The following is a 26,125-nucleotide window of genomic DNA, read 5'->3' as shown; positions in this document are numbered from 1 at the left end:
TCGCTGCGCCATGAACGGCCTGCTTTCCGGCATCCGCGTCCTCGACCTCACCAATGTGCTGGCAGGCCCCTATTGCGCCTATCAGCTGGCGCTGCTCGGGGCCGACGTGATCAAGATCGAAGCGCCGCCGGGCGGCGATCTCGCGCGCCAGCTTGGCGCTTCGCCGGAGCTCAACAGTGCCGGCATGGGCGCCTCGTTCCTGGCGCAGAATGCCGGCAAACGATCGGTCGTGCTCGATCTGAAGAACGAGGCGGACCGGGACCGCTTCCTCGATCTCGTCGCCACGTCGGATGCGCTGGTGGAGAATTTCCGCCCCGGCGTCATGGACCGTTTGGGCCTCGGCCATGAACAGCTGAGAGAAATACGGCCGAGCCTGGTCTATTGCGCCATATCGGGCTTCGGGCAGACCGGACCGATGCGCGGCAACCCCGCCTACGATCAGATCATCCAGGGACTGTCCGGGATCATGAGCATCACCGGCACGCCGGACACCGCGCCGCTGCGCGTCGGCTATCCCGTGGCCGACACACTCGGCGGCCTGGTCGGAGCTTTTGCGATCGCCGCGGCGCTGGTGCGGCAGAAGACGAGCGGCGAGGGCGCCTTTCTCGACGTCTCGATGCTGGAATGCACGTTGTCGGCGCTCGGCTGGCCGGTGTCGAACTATCTGACGGCAGGCGTCGAGCCGCAGCCCATGGGCAATGAGAACATGACCGCAGCACCCTCGGGTGCATTTCGCACCGGCGCTGGCCTGCTCAACATCGCTGCCAACAAGCAGGAGCAGTTCGTCACGCTGTGCGAATTGATCGGACGGCCGGAACTGGCGTCGGAGCCGCGCTTTGCGGAGCGCGAAACACGCAAGCGCAATCGCGCGGCGTTGAAGCTATTGATCGAAGAAGCCCTTGCGGGCGCGCCGGCCGCAGCCTGGGAGGAAAAGCTCAACCGGGCCGGCGTGCCGGCGGGACGGGTGCTGACGATCCCTCAGGTGCTGGAAGAACGTCAGGTTACGGAGCGTGGCATGGCGACCCGCTTCCAGCACGTCCCCGGCATGGACAGACCGCTGACGGTGGTGCGCGGCGGCTTCATGGTCGACGGCGCGGCACCGTCGCCCGCCGCCCCGCCGCCGCGCCTCGGCGAGCATATGGACGAAATCCTTGCCGCACTGCCGAAGCGTGACAAGACGGGAACGCGGCCATGAGCGCGCAGAAGAAGACTGGCCGCGAGCGCGGCGAGGAATGGTGGCAGACCGGCATCATCGAGATGCATCCCGGCGTCATCCGGCTGCGCGGCTATGAAATCCAGGACCTGATCGGCCGCGTCGGCTTCCCGGCGATGATCTGGTTGATGCTGCGCGGAGAACTGCCGAGCGAGGAGCAGGCAGCGCTTCTCGGCATAGCACTCGGCGCCGCCGTCGACCACGGCCCGCAAGCGCCGTCGATTGCGATTGCGCGCATGGCGGCGACCTGCGGCGTCGGCATCAACAACGCCATGGCTTCGGCCATCAACGTGCTGGGCGACGTGCATGGCGGCGCCGGCGAGCAGGCGCTTGCCTTCTATGGCGACATCGCGGCGGCGATGGATGGCGGCGCGACGCTGGCCGAGGCGGCAACAATCCGGCTCGACCGCTTCTTTGCCGAGGAGAAGGGTTATGTGCCCGGCCTCGGCCATCGTTTCCACCCGGTCGACCCACGGGCGCCTCGCCTCATTCAACTGACGCGCGCGTTTGCGGCCCGCGGCGTGGTCGGCGGCCGCTACGCCGACATCGCCGAGACGATCGAGGCGGACGTGGCCAGGCGCAAGGGGAAGGCGATCCCGCTCAACATCGATGGGGCCACCGCCGTCATCTATGGCGAGCTTGGCTTCCCGCCGGCGCTGACGCGCGGCCTGTTCGTCTTGTCGCGCTCGGTCGGCATCCTCGCGCATGCCTGGGAGCAGTCGCAGGAGAGCGAGCGCAACAAGGGACCGCTGCCAAGGGAGTGGCTGTGGGCCTATACAGGAACCCCGGCGCGACCTTTTCCGGACGACGCGACATGAGGGATTTCAGGTCGCCTCGGCGGCGGGAATCCGCAAATCCCTGAGCAATGTCGAAAGTTCCGGCTCGTCGATCAGCAGTGCTGCATCCGCCGGCGGAAGCCAGGCCCGTTCGCGCTTCCCGGACTCTTGCCAGTCGGCCATCTCCTCGCCAACGGCAAGGAGGTAGACGATGACGTCGACGCGTACGAAACGGCTCTCCAGCCGCTTCCAATAGGAATAAGTGCCGGCCGGCTGCTTCAGGATCTTCCCCAGCACGCCCGCTTCTTCCTGGGCCTCGATCATCGCCGCCTTGCGCCCGCTCTTGCTCTTCATCGGCCACCCCTTGGGCACGATGAAGCGACGCGTGGTGCGCGATGTGACCAGCATCACTTCCATGCCGCCTCGTCCGTCCAGGCGGAAGGGAATGGCCGCGACCTGGCGGATCCGCTCTCCCTTCCTTGCCTTGCGCACTGCTTTCTTCTTGGCTGTAGCCATCCCAAAATCCGGTCAAGGGCCAAGCCCCGGTCGCGCCCACACCGCGCGCGACGAGGCATCGCCCGTGCAAAACCCCAAAACCGCCGCCCATGCGATCCGGCATTGCCAGCAAGTAAGTCGGCTAAATAATCCGAAAAAAGCGGATTGTCAGCGGCAAACGCGTGAAATTGTGTTGCCGATCACCTGGGACTGGCAACTCGGCTTGACCACCGGCACGTCGGGGCGAGGCTTCGGCACGACCTGCCGGTCCTGCTCGCGATAGAACTGCTGCTCTTGCTGGAACTGCTGCCGCTGCAGCCGGTTCTGCAGCATCTGCAGCTCGTTCTGCTGGATGGCGTTGCGATTTGCAGGGATGGCGACTTGGGCCGAGGCATGCGACGCCATGCCCGACAGCACAGCCGCCGTGAGAACCGCCGATATCCCAATCGTCAACAGGCGAGGGTGCGCCATCGCTTCCTTCCGCAGAAAAAGAACCTTCGCGATAATATAGGGCGTCTGTCCCGATGTACCATGGTCCCAAGGCTGGGAGATGACCAGCTGGTTGATCATCGTGCCAAGGAAAATGGCCAATCGGGCATCGGCGCGCTCGGCTCAGTCAACCTCGCGCAAACGGTAGCCGACGCCGGTCTCGGTCGTGATGTAGCGTGGCTGGTCCGGCGTCTTCTCGATCTTCTGACGCAGCTGGCGAACATAGACCCTGAGATACTGCACATCGGTCGAATCGTTCCAGATATGGTTCATCAGGAACCGGTGGGTAAGCACCTTGCCGGCGTACTGCACGAGGATGCGCAGGATGTCGTATTCCTTCGGCGACAGCTTCACCTCCTTGCCCTCGACCTTGACGATGCGCTTGACGAGGTCGACGCTGAGATCACCGGTCTGGAAGACCGGCTTCTCGCCCTGCTGCTGGAACTTGTGGCGCAGCGCGACGCGAATGCGAGCGATAAGCTCGTTCATGCCGAACGGCTTGGTGACATAGTCGTCGGCGCCGAGATCAAGCGCCGTCACGATGCCCGCCTCGTCGGTCCGGCTGGACAGGATGACGACCGGAATGTCGAGGCCGTCGGCGCGCCATTTGCCGAGCAGCTCGAGGCCGGTGATGCCTGGTAGGCCGAGATCGAGCAGGATCAGGTCGGGCCGCTCCGCGTTCATGAGATCGATCGCGGCCTTGCCATTCGGCGCCTCGGAGACCGTGTAGCCCTGGCTGCCGAGGCCGACCCGAAGCAGCTTGCGGATCGGGGGCTCGTCGTCGACGACAAGGATGCTGACGTTCGGATTGGTCATGCAGCATCATCCGTTTTGGCGGCAGCAACATCCGGAACTTCTTCCGGCAGCGGCATTTTGATGGTGAAGACCGCGCCCGACCGGTCCGAGCGGTTCCCGGCAGAGATGGTGCCGCTCATGGCCTCGATGAAGCCGCGGCTGATCGACAGGCCAAGGCCGGTACCGGCGCGGACCTGGTCGGCCTTGCGCACCCGATAGAAGCTGTCGAAAACCCGCTCGAGGTCCTCGGGCGGGATGCCCGGCCCCTCGTCCATGACCTGCAGGATGACGGAGCCGTTGTCGACCCAGCCTTGCAAGCGAATGGCCGAGCCGGGCGGTGCGTATTTGGCGGCGTTGTCGAGGAGGTTGAACAGCGCCTGCTCGAACAGCACGGGATCGAGCCGCAGCATCGGCAGGTCCAGCGCAATGTCGGTGTCAACTCTGTGCTCGCCGGTGATCTTGTGGGCACGATTGAGCGCCGACCCGACAATGTCCCCGACATAGTGGAAAGCGTAGTTCGGCTCCATGGCGCCGGATTCGATCTTGGTCATGTCGAGCAGATTGGCGATGAAGCGGTTCAGCCTTTCCGATTCCGTCAGCACGGTCGACAGAAGCTCGGCCCGATCCTCCTCGGGCAGCGCCGGCGCGAACTCGCGAAGCGTGCCGGCCGCGCCCATGATCGCCGCCAGCGGCGTCTTCAGGTCATGGGAGATGGAGCTCAGCAGAGCCGAACGCAGCCGATCGGCCTCCGCCGCCAATTTGGCGCGGTCGACATCGGCGACGAGCTGGATGCGCTCGATGGCGACCGCCGCCTGGTCGGCAAGCGCATCGAGCAGGCGCTGCTGATCGGGCGTCAGCAGCGGCCCCTGCTTGTCGCTATCGAGGCCGACCACGCCGACGGCCGTACGTCCCGTTCGCAACGGCAGATAGAGCCGCTTCGCGCCGGGCAGCGTATCGGCGCCGCGGCCGGCCGGCCGGTCATGCTCCCACGCCCAGCGCGCCGCCGCGATGTCGGCCTCGGCCAGCGTATCGTCCGGCGGGTAGCCGGCCTTGACGGTGATGGTGCCGTTTTCGGGCAGCAGCAGCACCACGCGCAGCTTCAGCATCGAGGCGATCTGGAAGGCGGTGGCCCAAAGCACGTCGTCGAGCGTGCCGGCGCCGGCCAGCTTCTTCGAAAAGGAGTAGATATCTTGCGTGGCCCGGGCGCGCGAGCGGGCGGCGACCGCCTGGCGTTGAACGCGGGCGGTCAGATTGCTGGCGATGACAGCGACGACGAGGAAAACGGCAAAGGCAACGATGCTCTCTGGTTCCCTGATCGTCAGCGTGTAGCGAGGCTCGAGGAAGAAGTAGTTGAAGGCAAGCGCGCTCAGAAAGCAGGCGTAAAGTGCTGGCCAAAGCCCGAACGTCACCGCCGATGTCAGCACCGACAGCAGAAGCACGATCGCGAGATTGCGAACGTCGAGGAATTGATCGAGTACCGAGCTGACTGCCACCGCGCCGGCGACAAAGGCGGTGGCGAACAGGTAGGGCCAGATCTGAAAAGGCTTCTGTTCGGCTGCGGCCTTGACCCTCGCAGAGGCGACCTCCGCGTCGCGTTCGGTGCCGGCAATGACATGGACGCTGATGTTGCCGGCATTGCGGATCAGATCATAGGTGAGCGAACCCTCGATCAGCTCCCGCCAGCGCGAGCGGGTCGGTCGGCCGACGACGATATGGGTGAAGTTGTTCGCCGTCGCGTGGCGAATGATATCCTGGGCGACGTTCTGGCCAGGAATGGTCGCGGTCTCGGCGCCAAGCTGCTCGGCAAGACGCAGGTTCGTCGCCAGCCGGTCCTTGTCCTCCTCGGACATGCCGGCGATGCGCGGGGTGTCGACATGGAGCGCCGTCCAGGGCGCACGGAGCCGGTCGGCCAGCCTTCGCGCGTAGCGGATGCGGGCGGCCCCGCCCGGACGCGCGTCGACGCAGACAAGAACCCGCTCGCCCGCCGCCCACGGCCCGGGAATGGCGTGGGACTGCATGTGGTTGAGCAACTGCTCGTCGACGCGCTGGGCGGTGCGGCGCAACGCCAGCTCGCGCAGCGCCGTCAAATTGCCCGGCGAAAAATAGTTCTCGATCGCTCGCTGGGCGGTGTGAGGGAAGTAGACCTTGCCTTCCCGCAGCCGTTGGATCAGGTCGTCGGGGGTGAGGTCGATGATCTCGATGTCGTCGGCCTGGTCGATGATGGAATCGGGAACCGTCTCGCGCACCCTGATCCGAGTGATTTGGGCCACGACATCGTTCAGGCTCTCGACATGCTGGATGTTCAGCGTGGTGTAAACGTCAATGCCTTGCCTGAGGATCTCCTGCACATCGAGATAGCGCTTGGGATGCCTGCTGCCGGGCGCGTTGGTGTGGGCAAGCTCGTCGACCAGGACGAGCGCCGGCAGCCGCTTCAGGATGGCGTCGATATCCATCTCCTCAAGGGCGCGTCCCTTGTACTCGACCTGGCGGCGCGGGATCACCTCGTAGCCGTCGACGAGGGCCTGGGTTTCTTTGCGGCCATGCGTCTCGACGATGCCGACCACGACATCGATACCTTCGGCGCGCCGGGCGCGGCCCGCCATCAGCATCTCGTAGGTCTTGCCGACACCGGGCGCGGCCCCGAGAAATATGCGCAGCCGGCCGCGACCCTCCCGCTCGGCATGCTCGAGCAGCGCGTCGGGAGAAGGTCTGTTCTCGAGATTGGTCCTGTCGTCCGGCATCGATCCAATCATGAATTGCGCCGGGGATGGTGTCGATCCCCGGCGCTTTGCCTGCCTATTTCAGATCATCCAGCGCGAGGTTGAGGGCGAGCACGTCGACCACCGGCTCGCCCAGGAAGCCGAGCTCGCGATCCGCAATATGGCTGTCGACGAGCATCTTCACCTTCGCCTCGTCGATGCCCCTCGCTTTCGCAACCCGGGGAACCTGGAAATAGGCGGCCTGCGGGCTGATGTCGGGATCGAGACCGCTGCCCGACGTGGTGATGAGGTCGATCGGCACCGGTGCATTCGGGTTTTCGGTCTTCAGCTTGTCGGCGTCGGCCTTGATGCGCTCGGTCAGCTTCGGATTGGCCGGTCCGAGATTGGAACCGCCGGATGATGAAGCGTCATAGCCGTTGCCGGCGGCAGAGGGTCTGCCGTGGAAATAGCGATCGCTGGCGAAGGCTTGGCCGATCAGGCTGGAGCCGATCACCTTGCCGTTCCTGGTGATCAGGCTGCCGTTTGCCTGTTTTGGAAACAGCGCCTGTGCGATGCCGGTCATGCCGATCGGATAGATCAGGCCGGTGAGCACGCTGAAGAAGGCGATCATGACGATCGCCGGTCTGAGTTGCTTGAGCATGGAAGAGATCCTTACGCGAGGCCGAAGGCGGTGACGATCAGGTCGATCGCCTTGATGCCGACGAACGGTACGACGATGCCGCCGAGCCCATAGACGAACAGGTTGCGGGTGAGCAGCGCGCCGGCGCCGATGGCTCTGTACCTCACCCCCTTCAGCGACAGCGGGATCAGCGCGATGATGATCAGCGCGTTGAAGATGATGGCCGACAGAATGGCGCTCTGCGGCGTCGCCAGATGCATGATGTTGAGCGCCTGCAACGGCCCGGCGGATTGTCCGGGCGCGACATAGAAGACCGCGAACATGGCCGGGATGATGGCGAAGTATTTCGCCACGTCGTTGGCGATCGAGAAGGTAGTCAGCGATCCGCGTGTCATCAGCAGCGCCTTGCCGATCTCGACGATCTCGATCAGCTTTGTCGGGTCGCTGTCGAGGTCGACCATGTTGCCAGCCTCGCGCGCGGCGACGGTGCCGGTGTTCATGGCGACACCGACATCGGCCTGGGCGAGCGCCGGCGCATCATTGGTGCCGTCGCCGCACATGGCGACCAGCTTGCCCTTGGCCTGCTCCTCGCGGATCAGCGACAGTTTGTTCTCCGGCGTCGCCTGGGCGAGGAAATCGTCGACGCCGGCTTCTGCCGCAATGGCCGCTGCGGTCAGCGGATTGTCACCGGTGATCATCACAGTGCGGATGCCCATCTTGCGCAGCTCGGCGAAGCGCTCTCGAATGCCGCCCTTGACGATGTCCTTGAGGTGGACGATGCCAAGCAGGCGTCCGTCGCGTTCGACCGCTAGCGGCGTGCCGCCAGCCTTGGCGATCTCGTCGGCGATGGCCTGCAGATCGCGAATGGCGTCGCTTGTGGGCCGCGTGCCGCGGGCGGCGACCGTCGCCCGGTTGACGTGAGCCAGCACCGCATCGACCGCGCCCTTGCGCACCGACGAGCCGTCGATGTCGACGCCGCTCATGCGGGTCTGCGCGGTGAACGGCACGAAGGTCGCGTGCAAGGTCGCCATGTCGCGGGCGCGGATGCCGTATATCTGCTTGGCGAGCACGACGATCGAGCGGCCCTCCGGCGTCTCGTCGGCCAGCGAGGCGAGTTGGGCGGCATCCGCCAGTTCCCGCTCGCTGACGCCCCCGATCGGACGAAATTCGGTTGCCTGCCGATTGCCGAGCGTGATGGTGCCGGTCTTGTCGAGCAGCAGCGTGTCGACGTCGCCGGCTGCTTCGACGGCGCGGCCCGACATGGCGAGCACGTTGAAGCGAACGAGGCGATCCATGCCGGCGATGCCGATGGCCGAGAGCAGCGCACCGATCGTGGTCGGGATCAGCGTCACGAACAAGGCGACCAGGATCGTGACCGAGATGTAGCCGCCCGAATAGGAAGCGAAGCTCGGGATGGTCGCTGTCGCCAGCACGAAGATCAGGGTCATGCCGACCAGCAGGATGTTGAGCGCGATCTCGTTCGGGGTCTTCTGGCGTTCGGCGCCTTCGACCAGTGAAATCATGCGGTCGAGGAAGGTTTGGCCGGATGCGGCGGAAATGCGCACGCGGATCCAGTCGGACAGCACCTGAGTGCCGCCGGTGACGGCCGAGCGGTCGCCGCCGGATTCACGGATGACGGGCGCGGATTCGCCGGTGATCGCGGCTTCGTTGACGGAGGCGACACCTTCGATCACCTCGCCGTCCGAAGGGATGATGTCGCCAGCCTCGACCAGCACGACATCGCCGACCTTCAGGCTCGTACCGGGCACGAGCTTGAACTTCGTGCGATCCTCGCCGTTGGTGAGCAGCTTGGCCTGGGTCTCGGTGCGCGCCTTGCGCAGTGAATCCGCCTGCGCCTTGCCCCGGCCTTCGGCCACGGCTTCGGCGAAGTTGGCGAACAGCACGGTGAACCAGAGCCAGATGATGATCTGCAGGGTGAAGCCGAGATCGCCGCCACCGGTGGTGACATCCTTGAGGAACAGAACGGTGGTAAGCGCCGAGACGATGGCGACGACGAACATCACCGGATTGCGGATCAGCGTGCGCGGGTCGAGCTTGCGGAAGGCACCGCCAATAGCGGGCATCAGGATGCGGGCATCCATGATGCTTGCGGATTTGGACTGGCTCATTTGACGGCTCCGGTATCGGTGATGTTAGACGGCGCCGGCTGTTCGGCCTTCGGCAAGAGGTGCGGAAGGCCGGAGGCCAGCAGCCACAGCACGAGCAGTACGGCAGCCATGCCGAGGAAGGTGGAGAAAGTCGGGAAAGGACGAGGCTTCTCGTCCCCGCCGCCGTCAGATCTTCCGTTACCGGGCTGGTGACGATCGTGCCGAAATATGTTGTTGAACCAGGGCATCTCAGAACGTCTGTCCGTGGATCATCGCTAAGTGTTCCACGATCGGGCCGACGGCGAGCGAGGGGAAGAATGTGAGGCCGCCGACGATGACGATGACGCCCACCAGCAGGCCGACAAACAGCATGCCGTCGGTCGGGAAGGTGCCGGCGGAGGCGGGCACGGTCTTCTTCGCGGCCAGCGAGCCGGCGATGGCTAACGCCGGAATGATCACCAGGAAGCGACCCATCAGCATGCCGACGGCGATGGTGATGTTGTACCAGGGCGTGTTGCCGTTCAGGCCGCCGAAGGCGGAGCCGTTGTTCGCGGCCGCCGAAGTATAGGCATAGAGCACCTCGGAGAAGCCATGCGGGCCGCCATTGGCCACCGAGGCCACCGCGCTCGGCAGGACCACTGCGATCGCGGTGAAGATCAGCATCGCCAGCGGTAGGCACAGGATGGCCAGCATCGCCATCTTGACCTCCTTGGCCTCGATTTTCTTGCCGAGATATTCCGGCGTGCGGCCGACCATCAGGCCGGCGACGAAGACGGCCACGACGACGAACATCAGGATGCCATAGAGGCCGGCGCCGACGCCGCCGACGATGACCTCACCGAGCTGCATGTTGATGAGCGGGATCATGCCGCCAAGCGCGGTGAAGCTATCATGCATGGCATTGACGGCGCCGCAGGAGGCGGCCGTGGTGATGACGGCAAACAGCGCCGACAAGGCGATGCCGAAGCGGGTCTCCTTGCCTTCCATGTTGCCGCCGTCGATGCCCAGGGCATGCACGAGCGGATTGCCGGCGGCCTCGGCCCAGTAGCAGACGACTACGCCGGCGAGGAACAAAACGCCCATCGCAGCCAGGATCGCCCAGCCCTGGCGCTGGTTGCCGACCATGCGGCCGAAGACGTTGGTGAGAGCAGCACCCAAGGCGAAGATGGTCAGCATCTGGATGAGGTTCGAGATCGCGTCCGGATTCTCGAAGGGATGCGCGGCATTGGCGTTGAAGAAGCCGCCGCCATTGGTGCCGAGCATCTTGATGGCGACCTGCGAGGCGACCGGGCCGAGCGCGATCGTCTGCCTGGCGCCTTCCAGCGTGGTGGCGGCGACATAGGGCCCGAGCGTCTGTGGGATGCCCAGCCAGACATAGACGAGCGTCAGCACGATGCAGGCGGGAAGGAGCAGGTAGAGCGTGCAGCGTGTGAGATCGACCCAGAAATTGCCGATCGATTTGCCGGAAGCGCGCGCGAAGCCGCGGATCAGGGCGATCGCGACGGCAATTCCCGTGGCGGCCGAGACGAAGTTCTGAACGGTCAGGCCGGCCATCTGCACCAGATAGGACATCGTGCTTTCGCCGCCGTAGTTCTGCCAGTTCGTGTTGGTGACGAAGCTGGCGGCAGTGTTGAAGGCAAGTCCTGGGTCGACGCCGGTCATTCCCGCGGGATTGTAGGGAAGCAGGCCCTGCAGCCGCTGCAGCGCATAGAGAACCAGCAGGCCGGCGAGGTTGAAAAGCAGCATGGCGGTCGTGTAGGCGGCCCAGTGCTGTTCTTGATTCTGGCTCGTTCCGGCGAGGCGATAAAGACTGCGTTCGATCGGTACAAGCGCCACCGACAGGAAGGTGCGGTCACCGCTGAAGACGCGGTGCAAGTAGCCGCCGAGCGGCTTCACCAGCAAGAGCAGGATCGCGCAATAGACGACGATCTGTATCCAGCCATTGAGTGTCATGATGAGCTTCCCATGCGCCGGTCAGAAGCGCTCTGGGCGAATGAGCGCGTAGGTGAGGTAGGCAAGCAGGAACAAGGTGACCGCGCCGCCGAGGGTGTAATCGAAAAGCATTGCCGGGGCTTCCTCTCAAATTCTGTCGCAGGCTTTGACGTAGGCTAAGGACAGGACAAAGAATAAAATCCCGACGCCAAGAACAATGAGGTCCATTGCAGATGTTCCTTGTTTCGTTTCTGGCTCTCGAAGCTGCACGCAGTCGCGCGTCACCTTGGCGATGACGGCGGTCAAAGGGAGTCTTTTCGGAACGGAATATGGAGCCTGTCGCCATAAAGGTTCGAGACGGGGCGGAGCGAAAAGGTATAGGAATTCTATAAAGACTTCGGCTGCCGGCATGCTGCGCGCATTTTGAGCATCAAGACGCCGGGCGGGCGACGCGGACGGCCTGTCGACATTGGCTATGGTCAGGAGCGAGCAATCGCAAATATGCTAGGTTCTTGGCGACGGCTGACATGAGTGAAGGCGGCGCAGGCGCGGCCGGCAAGAAAGACGACAATGCTCGACATCGGACCATCACAGCAGGCAGCCACCTGGCTCGCGTCCTTCGGCCGTGCGCTCGAGGCAGGCGAGATCGAGGCGGTCACCAGCCTTTTCGTTGACGATTGCTACTGGCGCGATCTGCTAAGCTTCACCTGGAACGTCAAGACCATGGAGGGGCAGGCGGCGATCCGCGAGATGCTGACGGCGACGCTGGCGACGGCGCAGCCATCGCATTGGCGCCTGTCCGGCGAAGCCAGTGCCGACGATGGCGTGGTCGAAGCCTGGTTCACCTTCGAGACGGCCGTGGCGCGCGGCGAGGGGATTCTGCGCCTCAAGGACGGCCGCTGCCGGACGCTGCTCACGGCGATGAGCGAACTCAAGGGCTTCGAGGAGCGGAAGGGCCCGGCGCGGCCGCTTGGCCTGCGCCACAAGGCCGATCCTCAGCGCGAGACCTGGGCGGAAGCCCGAGCGCGCGAGGCGCGCGACCTCGGCGTGCACGAGCAGCCTTATTGCCTGGTGATCGGCGGCGGCCAGGCGGGCATCATGCTCGGCGCAAGGCTGCGGCAGCTCGGCGTTCCCGCCCTGATCATCGAGAAGAACGCGCGCGCCGGCGATTCCTGGCGCAACCGCTATCGCTCGCTCGTGCTGCATGATCCGGTCTGGTACGACCATCTGCCCTACATCCCGTTCCCGGAAAACTGGCCGGTGTTCACGCCCAAGGACAAGATGGGCGATTGGCTGGAAATGTATGCCCGGGTGATGGAACTGAACTACTGGGTCGCCACCAAATGCATCAGCGCTGCCTATGACGAGGCGGAAAAGGTCTGGACGGTGGTGGTCGACCGCGTCGGCCAGCGCATGACGCTGAAGCCCAAGCACATCGTCTTCGCCACCGGCGCCTACGGGCCGCCCCGCAGGATCGATTTGCCTGGCGCCGAGAGCTTCAAGGGCGAATTGCTGCATTCCAGCCAGTATTCCAGCGGCGAAAAATTCCGCGGCAAGCGCGTCGCGGTGATCGGCGCGGCAAGCTCGGGGCATGACGTCAGCGTGGACCTCTGGGAGGCGGGCGCCGAGGTCACCATGGTCCAGCGCTCGCCGACGACAGTGGTGAAGTCCGACACGCTGATGGAAGTCGGCTTCGAGATCTTCTCGGAAAAGGCGCTGGCGCGCGGCATCACGACGGACAAGGCCGACCTGATCGTCGCCTCGACGCCGTTTGCGCTGGTGCCGAAGGGGCAGCGCGCGCTCTACGACGTTATCCGTGCGCGGGATGCCGAATTCTACCGGCGCCTCAGCGACAGCGGCTTCGCCATCGATTTCGGCGAGGACGAGACCGGGCTGCTGATGAAGGCCTACCGCACCGGCTCGGGCTTCTATATCGACGTCGGCGCTTGCGAACTGATCATCAACGGCCAGATTGGCGTGCGGAGCGGCGCCGGCATCAAGTCGCTGACGCCGCAAGGCATCCTGTTCGAGGACGGCAGCGAGCTCGCTATCGATGCGATCGTCTGCTGCACCGGCTTCCAGTCGATGAACGAGACTGTGGCTACGATCGTCTCGCGCGAGGTCGCGGACAAGGTCGGCCCGTGCTGGGGCCTGGGCTCCGGCGTGAAGGGCGATCCTGGCCCATGGCAGGGCGAATTGCGCAACATGTGGAAGCCGACGGCGCAGGAAGCGCTGTGGTTTCACGGCGGCAATCTGGCGCTGTCGCGCTTCTATTCGAAATTCGTGGCGCTGCAGCTCAAGGCGCGCATGGAAGGAATCGCGACACCGGTCTATGGCGAGCCGAGCAATGCCAGGCCGTGACCTGTGTGTCTTACGCGGTCAGGCCCGTCCGGCACAGAAGCGCGCGGGGCCGTCCCACGAGGCGAGCCGTTCGCGTCACGAACTCCGCTCCATTGGAGAGGGCACTATGTCGTCGCGAAGCGTTGTGATTGATCTGCTGGCGCTTGCTGCGGCCGGGCATCGCAGCTGTCGTCTGCCTGCTCTTGCGTGAAAGGGTCAGCCGCAAATTTCTTTTCCGGCTGTTTTTCCTGATTTTGATCGCCTCGTTTTGGATGGAAATGAAGATGGCCATCGCCTTCGGATTTTACGCAATTCCATCATCGTCCCTGCCTGGCGCCGCCGGATGAAACGTCGCTATTTTCGCAATCAGACCGGCCGGTAGGCGACGGCCTCGATCTCGATCTTGATGTCGATCATCAGGCGCGCCTCCACCGTTGTGCGCGCCGGCGGGTCCTTGGGGAAGTGCCTGGCATAAACGGTGTTGAAGGTGCCGAAATCGCGGGCATCCTCGAGCCATACCGTGGTCTTGACGACATCGTCCATGGTGCAGCCGGCGAGCGCCAGCGCCGCCTTGACGTTCTGCAGCACCTGCTCGGCCTGCTCGGCGATGCCGCCTTTGACCACCATCCCGTCGCGTCCCACCGGCACCTGACCGGAGACATAGACGAAGTCGCCGGCGCGCACGGCGGGCGAGAGCGGGACATGCGAAGTCCCAAAACACTGCTTTGGCAAGGAAAGCCTCCTGTTCGGAATGAAGTCCACCGCACTCGCGCGGCTCTCTATGTTCGGGACCCTTACGCTTGTCGGCGCGATCCTGATAGGGGCTGGAGAGCCGGTGGTCTCCGACCTGCAGAGCCCCTGCTTCCGACGGGAGCGGATCCTCCGCGGGAGCATCGAACCAACAACGCCGGCACAGGCTTCAGGAAGTTTCGAGGGAGAAGCTACCCAGTTCGGATGAACGAAGATCTCAGGAAATGCGCGGCAGCCTTTCCTCGGCCGAGCGGTGATCGAACACGACAGCCATGGTCTTACCAACGGCGGTCATGACGATGAGCTCGATCAGGTGATCGTCGCTGTCTTCACAGGCCGGATCGGAGCGGCGAACGGCGTCCAGCATAGCGCGGGTCGAGATGGTGTCGCCGGCGCGGTATTTCGAAAGCGCACACGAAACAAGATCTTGCGCCGCCGTGACGACGACGACCACTTCCGCAGCGACGTTCATTGGCCTCCTCCTGCCATGAACCCTCCCCGGAAGGATGATACGCCAATGGTTGGATTGCGCCAGTGAAATGGTGGTCCGACCAGAGAGGCTGGCGCCAGCTGCCGACACCAGCCCATAGGTGTGGAACACCGCGCGACGGTCGCGCCCCATGCTCGACGCATTGCGCTGCGGTTGGTAAGCCCTGCGGGGCAGGGAGACTAGTCGAGTCGAGACATGACGGTTGCGATCGAGATGGGGCACACGAGCGCCGGCGCCCCGGCGGCTCTGGACCTCGAGGAACTGCTGGCGACCCGCCTGCTGGTGCAGGGCAATTCGGGCTCAGGCAAGTCGCATCTTCTGCGCCGGCTGCTGGAACAGAGCGCGCCCTGGGTGCAGCAGACCATCATCGATCCCGAAGGCGACTTCGTCTCGCTCGGCGAGCGTTACGGCCATTTGGTGATCGATGCCGAGGATCACACCGAACGAGGCCTGCAGGCGGCCGGCGAGCGGGCGCGCATCCACCGCGTCTCGACCGTGCTCAATCTTGAAGGGCTCGACGCCGAGAACCAGATGCGCCGCGCCGCCGCCTTCCTCGGCGGGCTGTTCGAGGTCGCGCGCGACCATTGGTATCCGATGCTGGTCGTGGTCGACGAAGCGCAGCTCTTTGCGCCGGCCGTCGCCGGCGAGGTCTCGGACGAGGCGCGCAAGCTTTCCCTCGGCGCCATGACCAATTTGATGTGCCGCGGACGCAAGCGCGGGCTCGCCGGCATCATCGCCACGCAGCGGCTGGCCAAGCTCGCCAAGAACGTTGCCGCCGAGGCCTCCAACTTCCTCATGGGTCGTACTTTTCTCGATATCGACATGGCGCGGGCGGCCGACCTGCTCGGCATGGAGCGGCGGCAGGCGGAGGCTTTTCGCGACCTCGAACGCGGGCATTTCATGGCGCTCGGCCCGGCCCTGTCGCGCAGGCCGCTTGGCGTGCGCATCGGGTCGACCGAAACCCAGCCGCGCAACGGCACGCCGCGGCTGATGCCGCTGCCGCAGGCGGCGCTCGAGGACGCGCGCGCCATCATTCTCGCGGCGCCGCCGCCCGAGACGGTCCGGCCGCAGCGCCGGCCCTCGCAGGACTTGCTCGACCAACTGATGGCGGCCAAGTCCGCGCCGCTGGACATCCGTCCCGAGCCGGCGGAGCCGGCGCCGAGCGCCGAGGACTTGGCCGAGCGGCGCGAGCGCATGGACCGTATCCTGCGCGCGATACTTGCCGAGCCTGACGCGGGTTTTCGCGTCATCGGCGTGCTCTACCAGGAATTCGTGGTTCGCTGCCGGATCGAGGGGCTCGCCTCGGTCGTGCCCGACCTTTCGGAGTTTCGGCGCATGCTGACGCGCGCCCGCGCCGGCGTCGGCTCCGACATGGCCGAGGACGACGCCTGGCGCGATGTCTCGGTGCGCGCCTCGCTTCTGCCCGAGGACATGCAGGGCGTGTTCATGATGATCGCGCGCGCTGCGAAGGAGGGCCAGCCCTGTCCGAGCGATCCGGCCATCGCACGGGCCTATGGCTCGCATTCGCTTCGCCGGGCGCGTCGCCTGCTCGACTATATCGAGGAGCAAGGCCTCATCGTCTGCCAGATCGACGGCGCCGGGCGTCGGACGGTGACGCTGGTGGAACTTGCCTGGGCGACGGCGCCCGGCGACCCGAATGCCGCAGAGGCGCAAGGCGGTTAGGGACGTGGAGTGGCGCCAGTTCAGTAGAGCGGCCTAGCCCCCCGCGCGACCACCGCCTCTCATCGGCTCCTGCAGACTTGGGCCTCAACCCCGAGAGAAGGGCCGACCTTGTCCAAGTATTTGTTCTGCCCCAGGAATGAAGCATGGGCGGCTCCCAGGCGCTTCGGTGGCGCATCGTTCTCATCCGGATTGGGGAGAGGCTGTTCGTCCGGAAGCTGTTCCGGGTCCGGTTCGCGCATCGGTTTCGGGTCGGGGATCGGCGGCGGAGTCGGTATAGGCGTCGGGTCGGGATTGGGAAGGATGGCCAAGGTGATTTTTCCTTTCGCTCAGGGCGCCGGCAGGGAAGTCGGATCCGCTAGGACCGAAGATCCTGCTGGCGCGACCAAGACGCAGCGCGCTGCCTTGCGGCTTTTCTCGTCGGATTGCGTGGCGAAGGCTGAGGTTGGCAGAACGGATCACGACGGCCGATAGTTCCCGGTGCGAACCCGCCCATTGTCGAAAGCATCGCCAGCGCGTGTTGTCATTTCATCACATCGTGCATCCGGCCCTTGCCGGCCACACGCCGCGCCTTAGTTCCATTTATGGTTTTGGAGGGCATCTGCCGATATAGGAGGCGGCCGTGAAGCATCAAACCGTTGACCAACTCAATGCCGTTGCCGACGTTCGCACCGAAGCGACGGTTCTTTTCGCCAATCGAAGCCAGCGCCTCGAACGCTGGGCACAACTTCTCGAGCAGGATCCGGGCCGACGCCTGACCGCGCTTGCCGGCACGGAATACGCGACCCCCGACGTACGCGAGAAGATGCGTTCGGCTGGCTCGCCGATGACCGTCGCCTTCGAAGATCCGGTCTTTCGCGCGCAAGGCTTGAAGGACGACAGCTACGGTGAAGCGAAACGCTTCTTCGAGCTCAGCGACTGGCAACTGCACGAAGTCGTCTGCCATTGCCATGTCGGCGCCAGCCTGCCGGCTCGCTGGGCTGCGTCCCGCGTCCGCGCGGCGATCTCTCCGGGCGCCGGCTTCTTTGCCTGGCTGCGCGGCGTGTTCCTGCGCTGAGAAGACGACTGACCTTCTTTGAGAGGCAAGGCCTCTCAAGGCAGGGCCGCGGCCTCGTGGGAGCGGGGGAGATGCCGGACCTCTTCACGGGGCCGGCAGGGCGGCCTGTCGCCCTTTGCTCGTTTTGCGATTTAACTGTGCCCCCCGCCGCAGTGGCGGTCGGGCATCGCGCCGCAAGCGCGCCGATCAGGTCGTTGCCTGGATGATCAGCGTCAACGTGCCGTCGCCATCGATATTGGCGGCGACCACCTGAGAGGAGTTCAGGCCATTCGCTCGCAGAACCGAAACCGCTTCGGGCGAAGCATCGACCGAGTTCTGCAGCTTGGCCAAGTCCTGTGCGGTCGTCCTGGTCACAATGGCTTCAGCCTGGGCCTTGATCTCGGCCGGCAGGTCTTCCATCGCGACCACTATGACCTTGGTGACGCCCTGACTTGGATTGCCCTGCCTAGGCTGCTGCGCCGGTTCGGGCGAGCGCTGTCCAGCCGGCGGCAAGGTCTGCGGCGGCTGCGGATCGGCGCGTTGGCCGAGAGCGGGCTGCGGCAGGGCAAAGGTTGAAAGAGCGAGCAGCATCGTCAACGTTCGCATCGTCTTTCCTTCCATGGCTCGAAGTCTGAGGACTGAACCTTTGTGCCGGGCGATGGTTCCGGCGAAGGAATCGGCGCACGTCAGGCGGCGCGGCTGAAGCGATCGATGCTGAAATCATCGAGCGGCGTTTCGCATCGGCCGGTGGTGATGAGCTCGGCCATGGCGTCGCCCACGCCAGGACCCAGTTGGAAACCGTGTCCGCTGAAGCCGAAGGCATGGAACAGACCCGGCGTCGTCGCCGAGCGGCCCATGACCGGCAGCATGTCGCGCATATAGCCCTCGCAGCCGGACCAGGTACGGATGACTGCGACCTTTGCGATTGCCGGCAGCAGCCGCGCGACGGCGCGCAACTGCGCCGGCAGGCGCATGGGGTCGGCGACTGCATGGCCCGGATCGAGGTCCACTGCTACCCTTTCGGCTGCTCCGCCGAAAACGATGTTGCCGCGTTCGACCTGACGCAGATAGGCGCCATACTCCTTGTCGCGCGTCCAGATGCCGACCACCGGCAGGACACGGTAGGGCAGTGGCTCGGTCACGCCCATCTGCGGACCGCGCGCGTCAAGCGGAACCTCTTCGCCGAACGCAGCGGCGATGCGCGCGCCCCAGGCCCCGGCCGTATTGAGCAGGCATCCGGCGCCGAAGGAACCTTTTGAAGTGGCGACCAGGAAACCGGAGCCCGTGTGCTCGATCTTCCCGACGGCAGCTTCCTCGATGATTTGCGCGCCGAGCTTACGGGCGGCCTCGCCAAAGGCCGGGGCGATCAGCCGCGGGTTGCCGCTGCCGTCCTGCGGCGAGAACGAGGCCGCGATCGCGTCGGGACCGAGACCGGGAAAACGGGCGCGAATCTCGGGCGGGCCGAGTTCCTCCAGCCCAAGCCCCCAGGGTCGCGCGGCTTCAGCATAGGCGCGCATGTCGGCAAGTCCGCCTTCATCGAATATCAGCCGGATATGACCGGTGGCGCGGAACTCCACGTCGCGGCCAAGCATTTCTTCGGCCTCGCCCCACAGGCTGAGCGAGCGGTGGGCGAGCGGGAGCTGAGAGAGATGGCGCCCGGTGCGCCGGATATTGCCGAAGGAGGCAACCGTCGCCCCGGTGCCGATGCGGTTACGCTCGATGAGCGTCACGCGCGCGCCGCGCCTGGCGAGGAAATAGGCCGAGGCCGTTCCCATCAGCCCGCCGCCCAGCACGATCACATCCATAGCGGCCCCTTGAGAACACCCGACCCATTGAGCGATCTTGTCGCCGCCGTGGCATTGCGTCAAAGATGGGTTTGGACAAGAGCCATAAGCTTTACCTATGGAGTGGCAATGCGGGCCCGGCAGCTCGAAGTGTTCATCGCCGTCATGCGCGCGGGCACCGTGACCGCCGCGGCCCGGATGCTGAACATCTCGCAGCCGGCGCTCAGCCAGGTGCTGCTTCACACCGAGGACGAGCTCGGCTTCACGCTGTTCGAGCGGGTGAAGGGCCGGCTGCGCCCGACACCGGAGGCGCTTGAGATCTTTCCCGATGCCGAGAGGCTGTCGGCCGGGCTCGAGGGCCTACGCCGCAAGACCACCGACCTGCGTCTCGGCCGAGCGGGCTTGGTGCGGGTCGCGGCCTCGCCGCCGCCGGCCATGGCGATATTGCCGCGCGCGTTCACCGCATTTAGGGCGCAGCATCCCAACATCTTGCTGCGCTCCCATAGCGCGCCGATCGCCGCGATCGTCGACATGCTGCGCGCCGGCGATGCCAGCCTCGGCGTCGCCATGGACGACCGCTTGCCTCCCGACATCGAGGCGGAGGTGATCGGCAGCGTCGGCTTCGCGTGCCTGCTGCCCGCCGGGCATGAGCTGCAGAGGAAAACCGAGCTGACGCTCGCCGATCTGGTCGGGCAGGAGCTGATCTCCTATCGCGGCAACACCCGGCCGGCCGACGAACTGGCCCACGCGGCCCGCGCTGAGGGCGCGGCGCTTTCGCCGTCGCTGGAGATCGACGTCTCCATCTCCGCGGTAGGCTTCGTTCAGGCCGGCCTGGGCATCGCCCTCGTCGACGCGCTGCTGCCATGGCACCAGTTTGCCGGGCTTGCCGTGAGGCCGCTGGCGGCCGGACCGGAGTTCCCGATCGCGCTGCTCACCTCGCGCGCCCGGGCGCTTTCGCGGGCCGATGAGATGATGCGGGATGAAATTCGCGCGGCCTGTGCCGCCATCCTGGATCGACAGCACCCAGGAGCATAAGCAAGGCTTATATCCTTGCCCATCAAACGTCTTGGACCCGAACCATCCAGTTGTGTCAGCTTCGGGTTGGCAGACAGGAAGGGACGCATCATGGATGGTGGCATCGCGACGGATGCAGCGCGGAACGGAGCCGACTGGAAAGTCGGCGTCGATATCGGCGGGACGTTCATCGATTTCTGTGCGCTCGAAGCAAATTCCGGGCGAGTGGCTTCGCTGAAGGTGCTGACGACGCCGGAAGATCCGGGCGCCGAGCTGATGACGGGTCTCACCCTTCTGGCCGAACGCGAAGGGTTCGATCCCACCCATACGACGCGCTTCGTGCACGGCACGACCGTCGGCATCAACACCATCATCCAGCGCAAGGGCGCGCCGCTCGCGCTGTTCACCAATGCCGGCTTCGAGGACGTGATCGAACTCGCGCGGCTTCGCATGCCCGATATGTATTCGCTGTTCTGCTCGCGGCCGGACCCGCTGATCTCGCGCGACATGATCTTCGGCATTCCGGCGCGCATGCGTGCCGACGGAAGCGAATCCCAGGCGCCTGACATGGCGGCTGTGAAAAGCGCGGTCGCTGCCGCGAAAGCGAACGGGGCGCAAGGGATTATCGTCGCCTTCCTGCATGCCTGGCGCAACGCAGCCCAGGAAGCCTCGGTCAAGGCGGCGATCGCAGGCCTTGCGCCCGACTTCTTCGTCTTCACTTCGGCCGAGGTCTGGCCGGTCATCCGCGAATATGAGCGCAGTTCGACCGCCATTCTCAACGGCTATGTCCATCCGCGCGTCTCCGGCTACCTGACGGCGCTGGAAGAGCGGCTGAACGGCCGCGGCGTGCCGGCCCGCCCGATGCTGACGAAGTCGAACGGCGGGCTGATGAACGCTGCCGAGGGCAAGCGTGCCTGCGTGAACATGCTGCTGTCGGGAACCGCCTCGGGTGTCATCGGCGCCTCCTGGCTCGCGCGTCAGGCCGGCGAAGACAAGGTGCTCACCCTCGACATCGGCGGGACCTCGGCCGACTTCGCGCTCATCATCGGCGGCGAGGCGCAGTTCGGGACCGGCGAGCTGATCGGCGAATTTCCGCTCCATATCCCGTCGGTGTCGGTAAGCTCGATCGGCGTCGGCGGTGGCTCGATCGCCAGCGTCGATGCGCAGGGCGTGCTGCGGGTCGGGCCGGAGTCGGCGGGCTCGACGCCGGGGCCAGCCTGCTACGGTCGCGGCGGCACGCAGCCGACGGTGACGGACGCCATGGTGGTGTGCGGATGGCTTGGCCACAGCGAGATGGCCTATGGCCAACTCAGGATCGACACCGGGCTGGCGCATCGTGCGGTCGGCACGCTTGCCGCCCGGCTTGGCCGCCCGCTCGAGCAGACCGCGCAGGCGATCCTCGACATCGCGGTGTCGGAAATGTTCGTCGGGGTCGAGAAGCTCGCCTCGCGCGCCGGCGTCGACCTGCGCGATTTCACGCTGATGCCCTTCGGCGGCGGCGGCCCCATGCTCGGCGCCTTCCTCGCGCGCGAGCTCGGCATGAAGCGTGTCATGGCGCCACGCCGCCCCGGCGTGGTGTCGGCACTGGGCGGGCTGGTGGCGGATCTGCGCGGGGACTTCATCCGCACCATTTTCAGCCCGCTATCGGCCGCGTCGCTGCCCGCGATCCGCCAAGCCTTCGAGGTGCTGGCGCAAGAGGGCCGCGACTGGCTCGCGGCGCAGGGGCACGATGCGACCGCGCAACTCAATCTCTCCTGCGACATGCGCTATGTCGGGCAGAGCTATGAGATCGAGGTCGTCCTTTCGCAAGAATGGCTGGCCGACGATGACGCCGCCGGCATCGAGCAAGCCTTCCACCGCACACATGAGCAGCTTTACGATTTCCATGACCCGGAGGGCGCGATCGAGCTTGTGAACGTCCGACTGTCGGCAATAGGCGCAGGTCCGGCGCTCTCCTTCCCGGAGATCGACGAGATCGACACTGCGACCGTTCCGGCGCGCCGGCTGCCTGTCTATACCGGCCTGAGCGTCGAGACCGTCGACCTCCACGACCGGCAGACGCTCGTACCCGGCAGCACCTTCCACGGACCTGCCGTGGTGGTGCAGGAAGACACCACCTTCGTCATTCCTGCGGGGACGCAGGCGCGCGTCGACCGCCATCTCAACCTTCTGCTGACCTTCGCGGAGTGACGACATGTTCGACCGCACAAACCTTCGGGTTCTGGCCAACCATGCCCGCGCGGCCGCCGAGAACATGGCCCACACGCTGCACCGCACCGCGCACTCCGCCTTCGTCAAGGAGACGCAGGACTTCACGGTGATGCTGATGGACCGTTCAGGGGCAACTTTCGCCGTGCCGATGGAGCTCGGCGCCACCTGGTATCCGGGGCTTTCCTATCACCGCGCGATCGCGATGGTCGACGACTACCGGCCCGGAGACGTCGCCTTCACCAACGATCCCTATTCCGGTCATGTCGCCACGCACGCGCCCGACACGCATCTGTGGAAGCCGGTCTTCGTCGACGGCGAGATCGTCGCCTGGACCGGGGGGCATATCCACAACACCGACATGGGCGGTGCGGTGCCGGCCTCGCTCAGCCGGGCGCTGACGGAAATCCATCAGGAAGGCATCCGTTTCCCGCCCATGAAGCTGGTGCGGGAGGGCGTTTTCGATGAGACGATCCTCCGCATCATGAGCACCAATGTGCGCAAGCCCGACCTCAACATCGGCGACATCAAGGCGCTGGTCGGGGCGCTCAACACCGGTGAGCGCAAGATCCAGGCGATGGTGCGGAAGTTCGGCAAGGCCGGCTTCGTCGAAGGCGTCGCCGCTCTGCTCGATCATGCCGAGGCGCAGGCCCGCGACGTGCTGCGCGCCATGCCCGACGGCACCTGGGAGTTCGCCGACTATGCCGACGAGGATTCGGTCGAGGCCAATCCCTGCCGGCTGAAGCTGAGACTGACGATCAAAGGCGATGAGGCGGTGCTCGACTTCACCGGCTCCGATCCGCAGCTCGGCTCCTCGCTCAACGTGCCTTCGGGAGGCGATCCGCGCCACACCATGCTGCTGGTCGGCGTCTATTACGTGCTCTACACGCTCAACCCGAAGATCCTGCTCAATACCGGCCTGACCCGGCCGTTCACCTGCATCACCCCGCAAGGTTCGGTGCTCAATCCGGTACACCCTGCCGCTGTGGGCATGCGCTCGCTCACCTGCGCCCGGTTGCGTTCGGTCATTTTCGGCGCCTTCTCGCAAGCGGTGCCGGAACGGCTGCCGGCGGCCCCGGCCGGCAACAACTGCATCGTCAACGTGATGACTATCGATGAGCGCACCAGCCGGTCCGTCATCGCGGCGGTTAACCCGGTGGTGGGTGGCGGCGGCGCGATGCCGCATCGCGACGGCACCAACGGGTCGGGCGCCGATGCCGCCTATCTCAAGAACACGCCGATCGAGATCACCGAGACCGAGACCCCGGTCGAATTCGTGAAATACGGGCTGGCCAAGGATAGCGGCGGCGCGGGCCGCTGGCGCGGCGGGCTGGCGACGGAGATGGCCTTCCGGGTCTTTGCCCCTGACTCAAGGATCACGGCGCGCAATCGTGACCGCAGCTTCTTCCGACCTTGGGGCGTGCTGGGCGGCAAGGCGGCCGGCCTGTCGGACATGGTCGTCAATCCGGGCAGCGGCCACGAGCGGCGGCTGGGCAATATCGACACGGCGGTTCTGCAGCCCGGTGACGTGCTCGAGATCCGCTCGGCCGGCGGCGGCGGGCGCGGGAATCCGCATCAGCGCGAGCCTTGGCGGGTCGCGCAGGACGTACGGCGCGGCTATGTCTCGCCGCAAGCGGCCGAGAGCGACTACGGCGTCGCCATCCGCGACGGCGAGATCGACGAGAAGGCGACGGAGCAATTGCGCGCGCGGCAAAAGCCGTCCGACGGACATTTCCATTTCGGTCCGGAGCGCGACGGCTACGAAGCGCAGTGGACGTCCGCTGCCTATGACCGGCTTCACGCTTTGCTGGATGCGCTGCCGATCCACTGGCGGTTCTTTGCCAAGACGGAAATCTTCCGCCGCATGAAAGGCCGCTCCGGGCCGGAGGGCGTGCAGGCAGCCTTCGACGCGGTTTGCGAGCGCTTTCCCGAGCTGCCGCGGCCGCACGCTGTGCGAGAGGCCGCGGAATGACCACGGCCGGCCGCATCGTCCGGCTGGCCGAGCGCGACCGGGCAGAGGTGCAGTTCTTTCTTGACGGGCAGATGCGTGGTGCGCTGGCCGGCGACAGCGTGCTGACCGCCATGCTGGCGTCAGGGCACGCGCTGCGGCACTCCGAGTTCGGCCCCGAGCCACGCGCCGGCTTCTGCCTGATGGGGGCCTGCCAGGATTGCTGGGTGTGGCAGGAAGCGGGATCGCGCCTGCGCGCCTGCACAACCCTTGTCGCTGCAGGCATGCGGTTGCGCACGACGCCGCCGGAGAACTGGCCGTGAGCGAGGCGCCGCGGATCGTCGTCGTGGGCGCCGGTCCGGCCGGCATAAGGGCGGCCGCGACGCTGGTCGAGGCCGGGCTTCACCCGGTGGTCATCGACGAGGGGCATCGCGCGGGCGGGCAGATCTATCGCCGCCCGCCTGCCGGATTCGTCCGCACGCCAGAGCAGCTATATGGGTCCGAAGCGGCGAAGGCGCGGGCGCTGCATGCCCTCTTCGACCGGTTGGCCGAAGAGGGGCGGCTCACTTTTTGCGCCGGCAGCTCGGTCATCGCCGCGGATGGAAGGCAACTGCACCTGCTGGGAGAGGGTGGCGTTCAGGTCATCGATTATGACCGCCTGATCCTCGCCACCGGCGCGTCCGACCGAGTCGCTCCGGTCCCTGGCTGGCAGCACGCCGGCGTCTACAGCCTTGGCGCTGCGCAGATTGCGCTCAAGGCGCAGGGCGTGGCCCTTGGGCGGCGGATCGTGCTGATCGGATCGGGGCCCTTGCTGACGCTGGTCGGCGCGCAGCTTGTCAAGGCTGGGGCCAATGTGGCGGCGGTGCTCGATACCTCCTCCTGGCGCCAGCAGATGCGGGGCCTCTTGGGGCTGGCCGCCCGGCCAGTGGTGGCGTTGCGCGGCCTGGCCCTGCGGATGAGGCTCGGCCGCCGCTATCATGCCGGCGTGACGCCCGAGCGGGTCGAGGGCGAGGGGCAGGGTGTCACCGCCTTGCGCTGGCGCGATGCCGGCGGACACCAGCGTTTCACACCTTGCGACATGATAGGCCTGGGCTGGCACCTGCGGGCGGAGACGCATCTGGCCGACCTTGCGGGATGCGCCTTCGCCTATGACGAACAGTGGCAACAGTGGCTGCCGAAGACCGACGAGTTGGGCCGGGCCGGCAATGGAGTTTACCTTGCAGGCGACGGTGTCCGTCTTCTTGGGGCGGACGGAGCGGAGATCGCGGGACGACTGGCTGCGGTGGCGTGCCTTTCCGATCTCGGGCATCGAACCCCCTCGGCCAGCCCCGATCTGCGCAAGCTGGCGCGGCTGGAACGCTTTGCCCGCGGGCTGGCCCGCGCCTTCCCGTGGCCGGCCGCGATGGTGCGGGCACTCCCCGACGACGCGATCGCCTGCCGCTGCGAGAACGTGACCGCCGGAGCCGTCCGCGACGGCGCGGATCTCGGCGGCGAGGCCAACAGGGTCAAATCAATATCACGGGTCGGCATGGGGCGTTGTCAGGGGCGCTATTGCCAACTGGCGGCTGCCGAACTCGTCGCAGCGAGAGCCGGCTGCACGCCCGACGCCGTCGGCCGGTTCCGTGGGCAGGCTCCTGTCCGGCCCGTGCCCATCGGCGCATTTCTGCGGGAAGACTGATGCGATTTCGGAGGCAACGGACCTTAGAGCAGTTCACCGTTTCACGGGGA

25 protein-coding genes are annotated in these 26,125 nt (G+C 65.8%); 11 read left to right on the top strand and 14 right to left on the bottom strand.

Features of this window, described 5'->3' with window-relative positions:
* The first annotated feature begins 10 nt into the window (after window positions 1-10).
* Together EN818_RS04950 and EN818_RS04945 are read left to right on the top strand one after the other, a co-directional pair.
* The gene (locus tag EN818_RS04950) at window positions 11-1,195 is read left to right on the top strand and encodes a CoA transferase (RefSeq protein WP_095804309.1); all 1,185 of its coding nucleotides are present in this window, start codon (window positions 11-13) and stop codon (window positions 1,193-1,195) included.
* The gene (locus EN818_RS04945; RefSeq protein ID WP_095804308.1) at window positions 1,192-2,031 is read left to right on the top strand and encodes a citryl-CoA lyase; all 840 of its coding nucleotides are present in this window, start codon (window positions 1,192-1,194) and stop codon (window positions 2,029-2,031) included. The genes EN818_RS04950 and EN818_RS04945 overlap by 4 nt, the downstream gene beginning before the upstream one ends.
* A gap of 6 nt (window positions 2,032-2,037) precedes the next feature.
* Here EN818_RS04945 and EN818_RS04940 read toward each other — a convergent pair whose 3' ends face one another.
* From EN818_RS04940 to EN818_RS32565, 10 genes are all read right to left on the bottom strand, one after another.
* Window positions 2,038-2,505: an NUDIX hydrolase gene (locus EN818_RS04940; RefSeq protein WP_095804307.1), complete on the bottom strand. Its 468-nt coding sequence runs from the start codon at window positions 2,503-2,505 to the stop codon at window positions 2,038-2,040.
* A 147-nt stretch (window positions 2,506-2,652) separates the two neighbouring features.
* Window positions 2,653-3,054, bottom strand: a complete 402-nt coding sequence (locus tag EN818_RS04935; RefSeq protein ID WP_348628765.1) for a hypothetical protein — start codon at window positions 3,052-3,054, stop codon at window positions 2,653-2,655.
* Between the two features lie 42 nt (window positions 3,055-3,096).
* Window positions 3,097-3,789, bottom strand: coding sequence for a response regulator transcription factor (locus tag EN818_RS04930; protein WP_129553795.1), 693 nt, complete (start codon window positions 3,787-3,789; stop codon window positions 3,097-3,099).
* On the bottom strand, window positions 3,786-6,509 hold the full coding sequence (locus tag EN818_RS04925) for a sensor histidine kinase KdpD (protein WP_095804305.1): 2,724 nt from the start codon (window positions 6,507-6,509) through the stop codon (window positions 3,786-3,788). The genes EN818_RS04930 and EN818_RS04925 overlap by 4 nt, the downstream gene beginning before the upstream one ends.
* Window positions 6,510-6,564: 55 nt before the next feature.
* On the bottom strand, window positions 6,565-7,128 hold the full coding sequence (kdpC, locus tag EN818_RS04920) for a potassium-transporting ATPase subunit KdpC (RefSeq protein ID WP_095804304.1): 564 nt from the start codon (window positions 7,126-7,128) through the stop codon (window positions 6,565-6,567).
* An 11-nt stretch (window positions 7,129-7,139) separates the two neighbouring features.
* Window positions 7,140-9,236, bottom strand: a complete 2,097-nt coding sequence (gene kdpB, locus EN818_RS04915) for a potassium-transporting ATPase subunit KdpB (protein ID WP_095804303.1) — start codon at window positions 9,234-9,236, stop codon at window positions 7,140-7,142.
* Complete coding sequence (locus EN818_RS04910; protein WP_095804302.1) at window positions 9,233-9,463, bottom strand: hypothetical protein; 231 nt, start codon at window positions 9,461-9,463, stop codon at window positions 9,233-9,235. Before EN818_RS04910 ends, kdpB begins: the two co-directional genes overlap by 4 nt.
* A gap of 1 nt (window position 9,464) precedes the next feature.
* Window positions 9,465-11,168, bottom strand: a complete 1,704-nt coding sequence (gene kdpA / locus EN818_RS04905) for a potassium-transporting ATPase subunit KdpA (RefSeq protein ID WP_095804301.1) — start codon at window positions 11,166-11,168, stop codon at window positions 9,465-9,467.
* Window positions 11,169-11,189: 21 nt separating this feature from the next.
* Window positions 11,190-11,279 carry a K(+)-transporting ATPase subunit F gene (locus EN818_RS04900; protein ID WP_095804300.1) on the bottom strand — a complete coding sequence of 30 codons (90 nt, stop codon included), beginning with the start codon at window positions 11,277-11,279 and terminating at the stop codon, window positions 11,190-11,192.
* Between the two features lie 15 nt (window positions 11,280-11,294).
* Complete coding sequence (locus EN818_RS32565; protein WP_165349997.1) at window positions 11,295-11,453, bottom strand: hypothetical protein; 159 nt, start codon at window positions 11,451-11,453, stop codon at window positions 11,295-11,297.
* A 264-nt stretch (window positions 11,454-11,717) separates the two neighbouring features.
* On the opposite strand from EN818_RS32565, the gene EN818_RS04895 reads away from it, so the two are divergent.
* Both EN818_RS04895 and EN818_RS04890 read left to right on the top strand, forming a co-directional pair.
* On the top strand, window positions 11,718-13,508 hold the full coding sequence (locus EN818_RS04895; RefSeq protein WP_095804900.1) for an NAD(P)/FAD-dependent oxidoreductase: 1,791 nt from the start codon (window positions 11,718-11,720) through the stop codon (window positions 13,506-13,508).
* 128 nt (window positions 13,509-13,636) lie between these two features.
* Complete coding sequence (locus EN818_RS04890; protein ID WP_095804299.1) at window positions 13,637-13,834, top strand: hypothetical protein; 198 nt, start codon at window positions 13,637-13,639, stop codon at window positions 13,832-13,834.
* A 19-nt stretch (window positions 13,835-13,853) separates the two neighbouring features.
* Here EN818_RS04890 and EN818_RS04885 read toward each other — a convergent pair whose 3' ends face one another.
* Window positions 13,854-14,219, bottom strand: a complete 366-nt coding sequence (locus EN818_RS04885) for a RidA family protein (protein WP_095804298.1) — start codon at window positions 14,217-14,219, stop codon at window positions 13,854-13,856.
* A 235-nt stretch (window positions 14,220-14,454) separates the two neighbouring features.
* Window positions 14,455-14,709: a hypothetical protein gene (locus EN818_RS04880; RefSeq protein ID WP_095804296.1), complete on the bottom strand. Its 255-nt coding sequence runs from the start codon at window positions 14,707-14,709 to the stop codon at window positions 14,455-14,457.
* A 213-nt stretch (window positions 14,710-14,922) separates the two neighbouring features.
* Here EN818_RS04880 and EN818_RS04875 point away from each other — a divergent pair, with 213 nt between their 5' ends.
* A complete protein-coding gene (locus EN818_RS04875) occupies window positions 14,923-16,410 on the top strand; it encodes an ATP-binding protein (protein WP_135904105.1) in 1,488 nt (495 codons plus the stop codon).
* A gap of 619 nt (window positions 16,411-17,029) precedes the next feature.
* Window positions 17,030-17,464 carry a hypothetical protein gene (locus tag EN818_RS04865; RefSeq protein ID WP_095804294.1) on the top strand — a complete coding sequence of 145 codons (435 nt, stop codon included), beginning with the start codon at window positions 17,030-17,032 and terminating at the stop codon, window positions 17,462-17,464.
* A gap of 186 nt (window positions 17,465-17,650) precedes the next feature.
* Here EN818_RS04865 and EN818_RS04860 read toward each other — a convergent pair whose 3' ends face one another.
* On the bottom strand, window positions 17,651-18,049 hold the full coding sequence (locus tag EN818_RS04860) for a hypothetical protein (protein ID WP_095804899.1): 399 nt from the start codon (window positions 18,047-18,049) through the stop codon (window positions 17,651-17,653).
* Between the two features lie 80 nt (window positions 18,050-18,129).
* Complete coding sequence (locus EN818_RS04855) at window positions 18,130-19,248, bottom strand: FAD-binding oxidoreductase (protein ID WP_095804293.1); 1,119 nt, start codon at window positions 19,246-19,248, stop codon at window positions 18,130-18,132.
* A 108-nt stretch (window positions 19,249-19,356) separates the two neighbouring features.
* Between EN818_RS04855 and EN818_RS04850 the strand changes: the two genes are divergently transcribed.
* From EN818_RS04850 to EN818_RS04830, 5 genes are all read left to right on the top strand, one after another.
* Complete coding sequence (locus EN818_RS04850; protein ID WP_095804292.1) at window positions 19,357-20,262, top strand: LysR family transcriptional regulator; 906 nt, start codon at window positions 19,357-19,359, stop codon at window positions 20,260-20,262.
* Between the two features lie 90 nt (window positions 20,263-20,352).
* A complete protein-coding gene (locus EN818_RS04845; RefSeq protein WP_095804291.1) occupies window positions 20,353-22,431 on the top strand; it encodes a hydantoinase/oxoprolinase family protein in 2,079 nt (692 codons plus the stop codon).
* Window positions 22,432-22,435: 4 nt separating this feature from the next.
* Window positions 22,436-24,421 carry a hydantoinase B/oxoprolinase family protein gene (locus EN818_RS04840; protein ID WP_095804290.1) on the top strand — a complete coding sequence of 662 codons (1,986 nt, stop codon included), beginning with the start codon at window positions 22,436-22,438 and terminating at the stop codon, window positions 24,419-24,421.
* The gene (locus tag EN818_RS04835) at window positions 24,418-24,720 is read left to right on the top strand and encodes a (2Fe-2S)-binding protein (RefSeq protein WP_095804289.1); all 303 of its coding nucleotides are present in this window, start codon (window positions 24,418-24,420) and stop codon (window positions 24,718-24,720) included. The genes EN818_RS04840 and EN818_RS04835 overlap by 4 nt, the downstream gene beginning before the upstream one ends.
* On the top strand, window positions 24,711-26,075 hold the full coding sequence (locus tag EN818_RS04830; protein ID WP_095804898.1) for an NAD(P)/FAD-dependent oxidoreductase: 1,365 nt from the start codon (window positions 24,711-24,713) through the stop codon (window positions 26,073-26,075). Before EN818_RS04835 ends, EN818_RS04830 begins: the two co-directional genes overlap by 10 nt.
* The last annotated feature ends 50 nt before the right edge of the window (window positions 26,076-26,125 follow it).

The sequence above is a fragment of the Mesorhizobium sp. M3A.F.Ca.ET.175.01.1.1 genome (assembly GCF_004791945.1).
GTDB lineage: Bacteria > Pseudomonadota > Alphaproteobacteria > Rhizobiales > Rhizobiaceae > Mesorhizobium.
The sequence above is the reverse complement of the archived record's forward strand: the minus strand, read 5'-3'. Positions and strand labels throughout refer to the sequence as shown.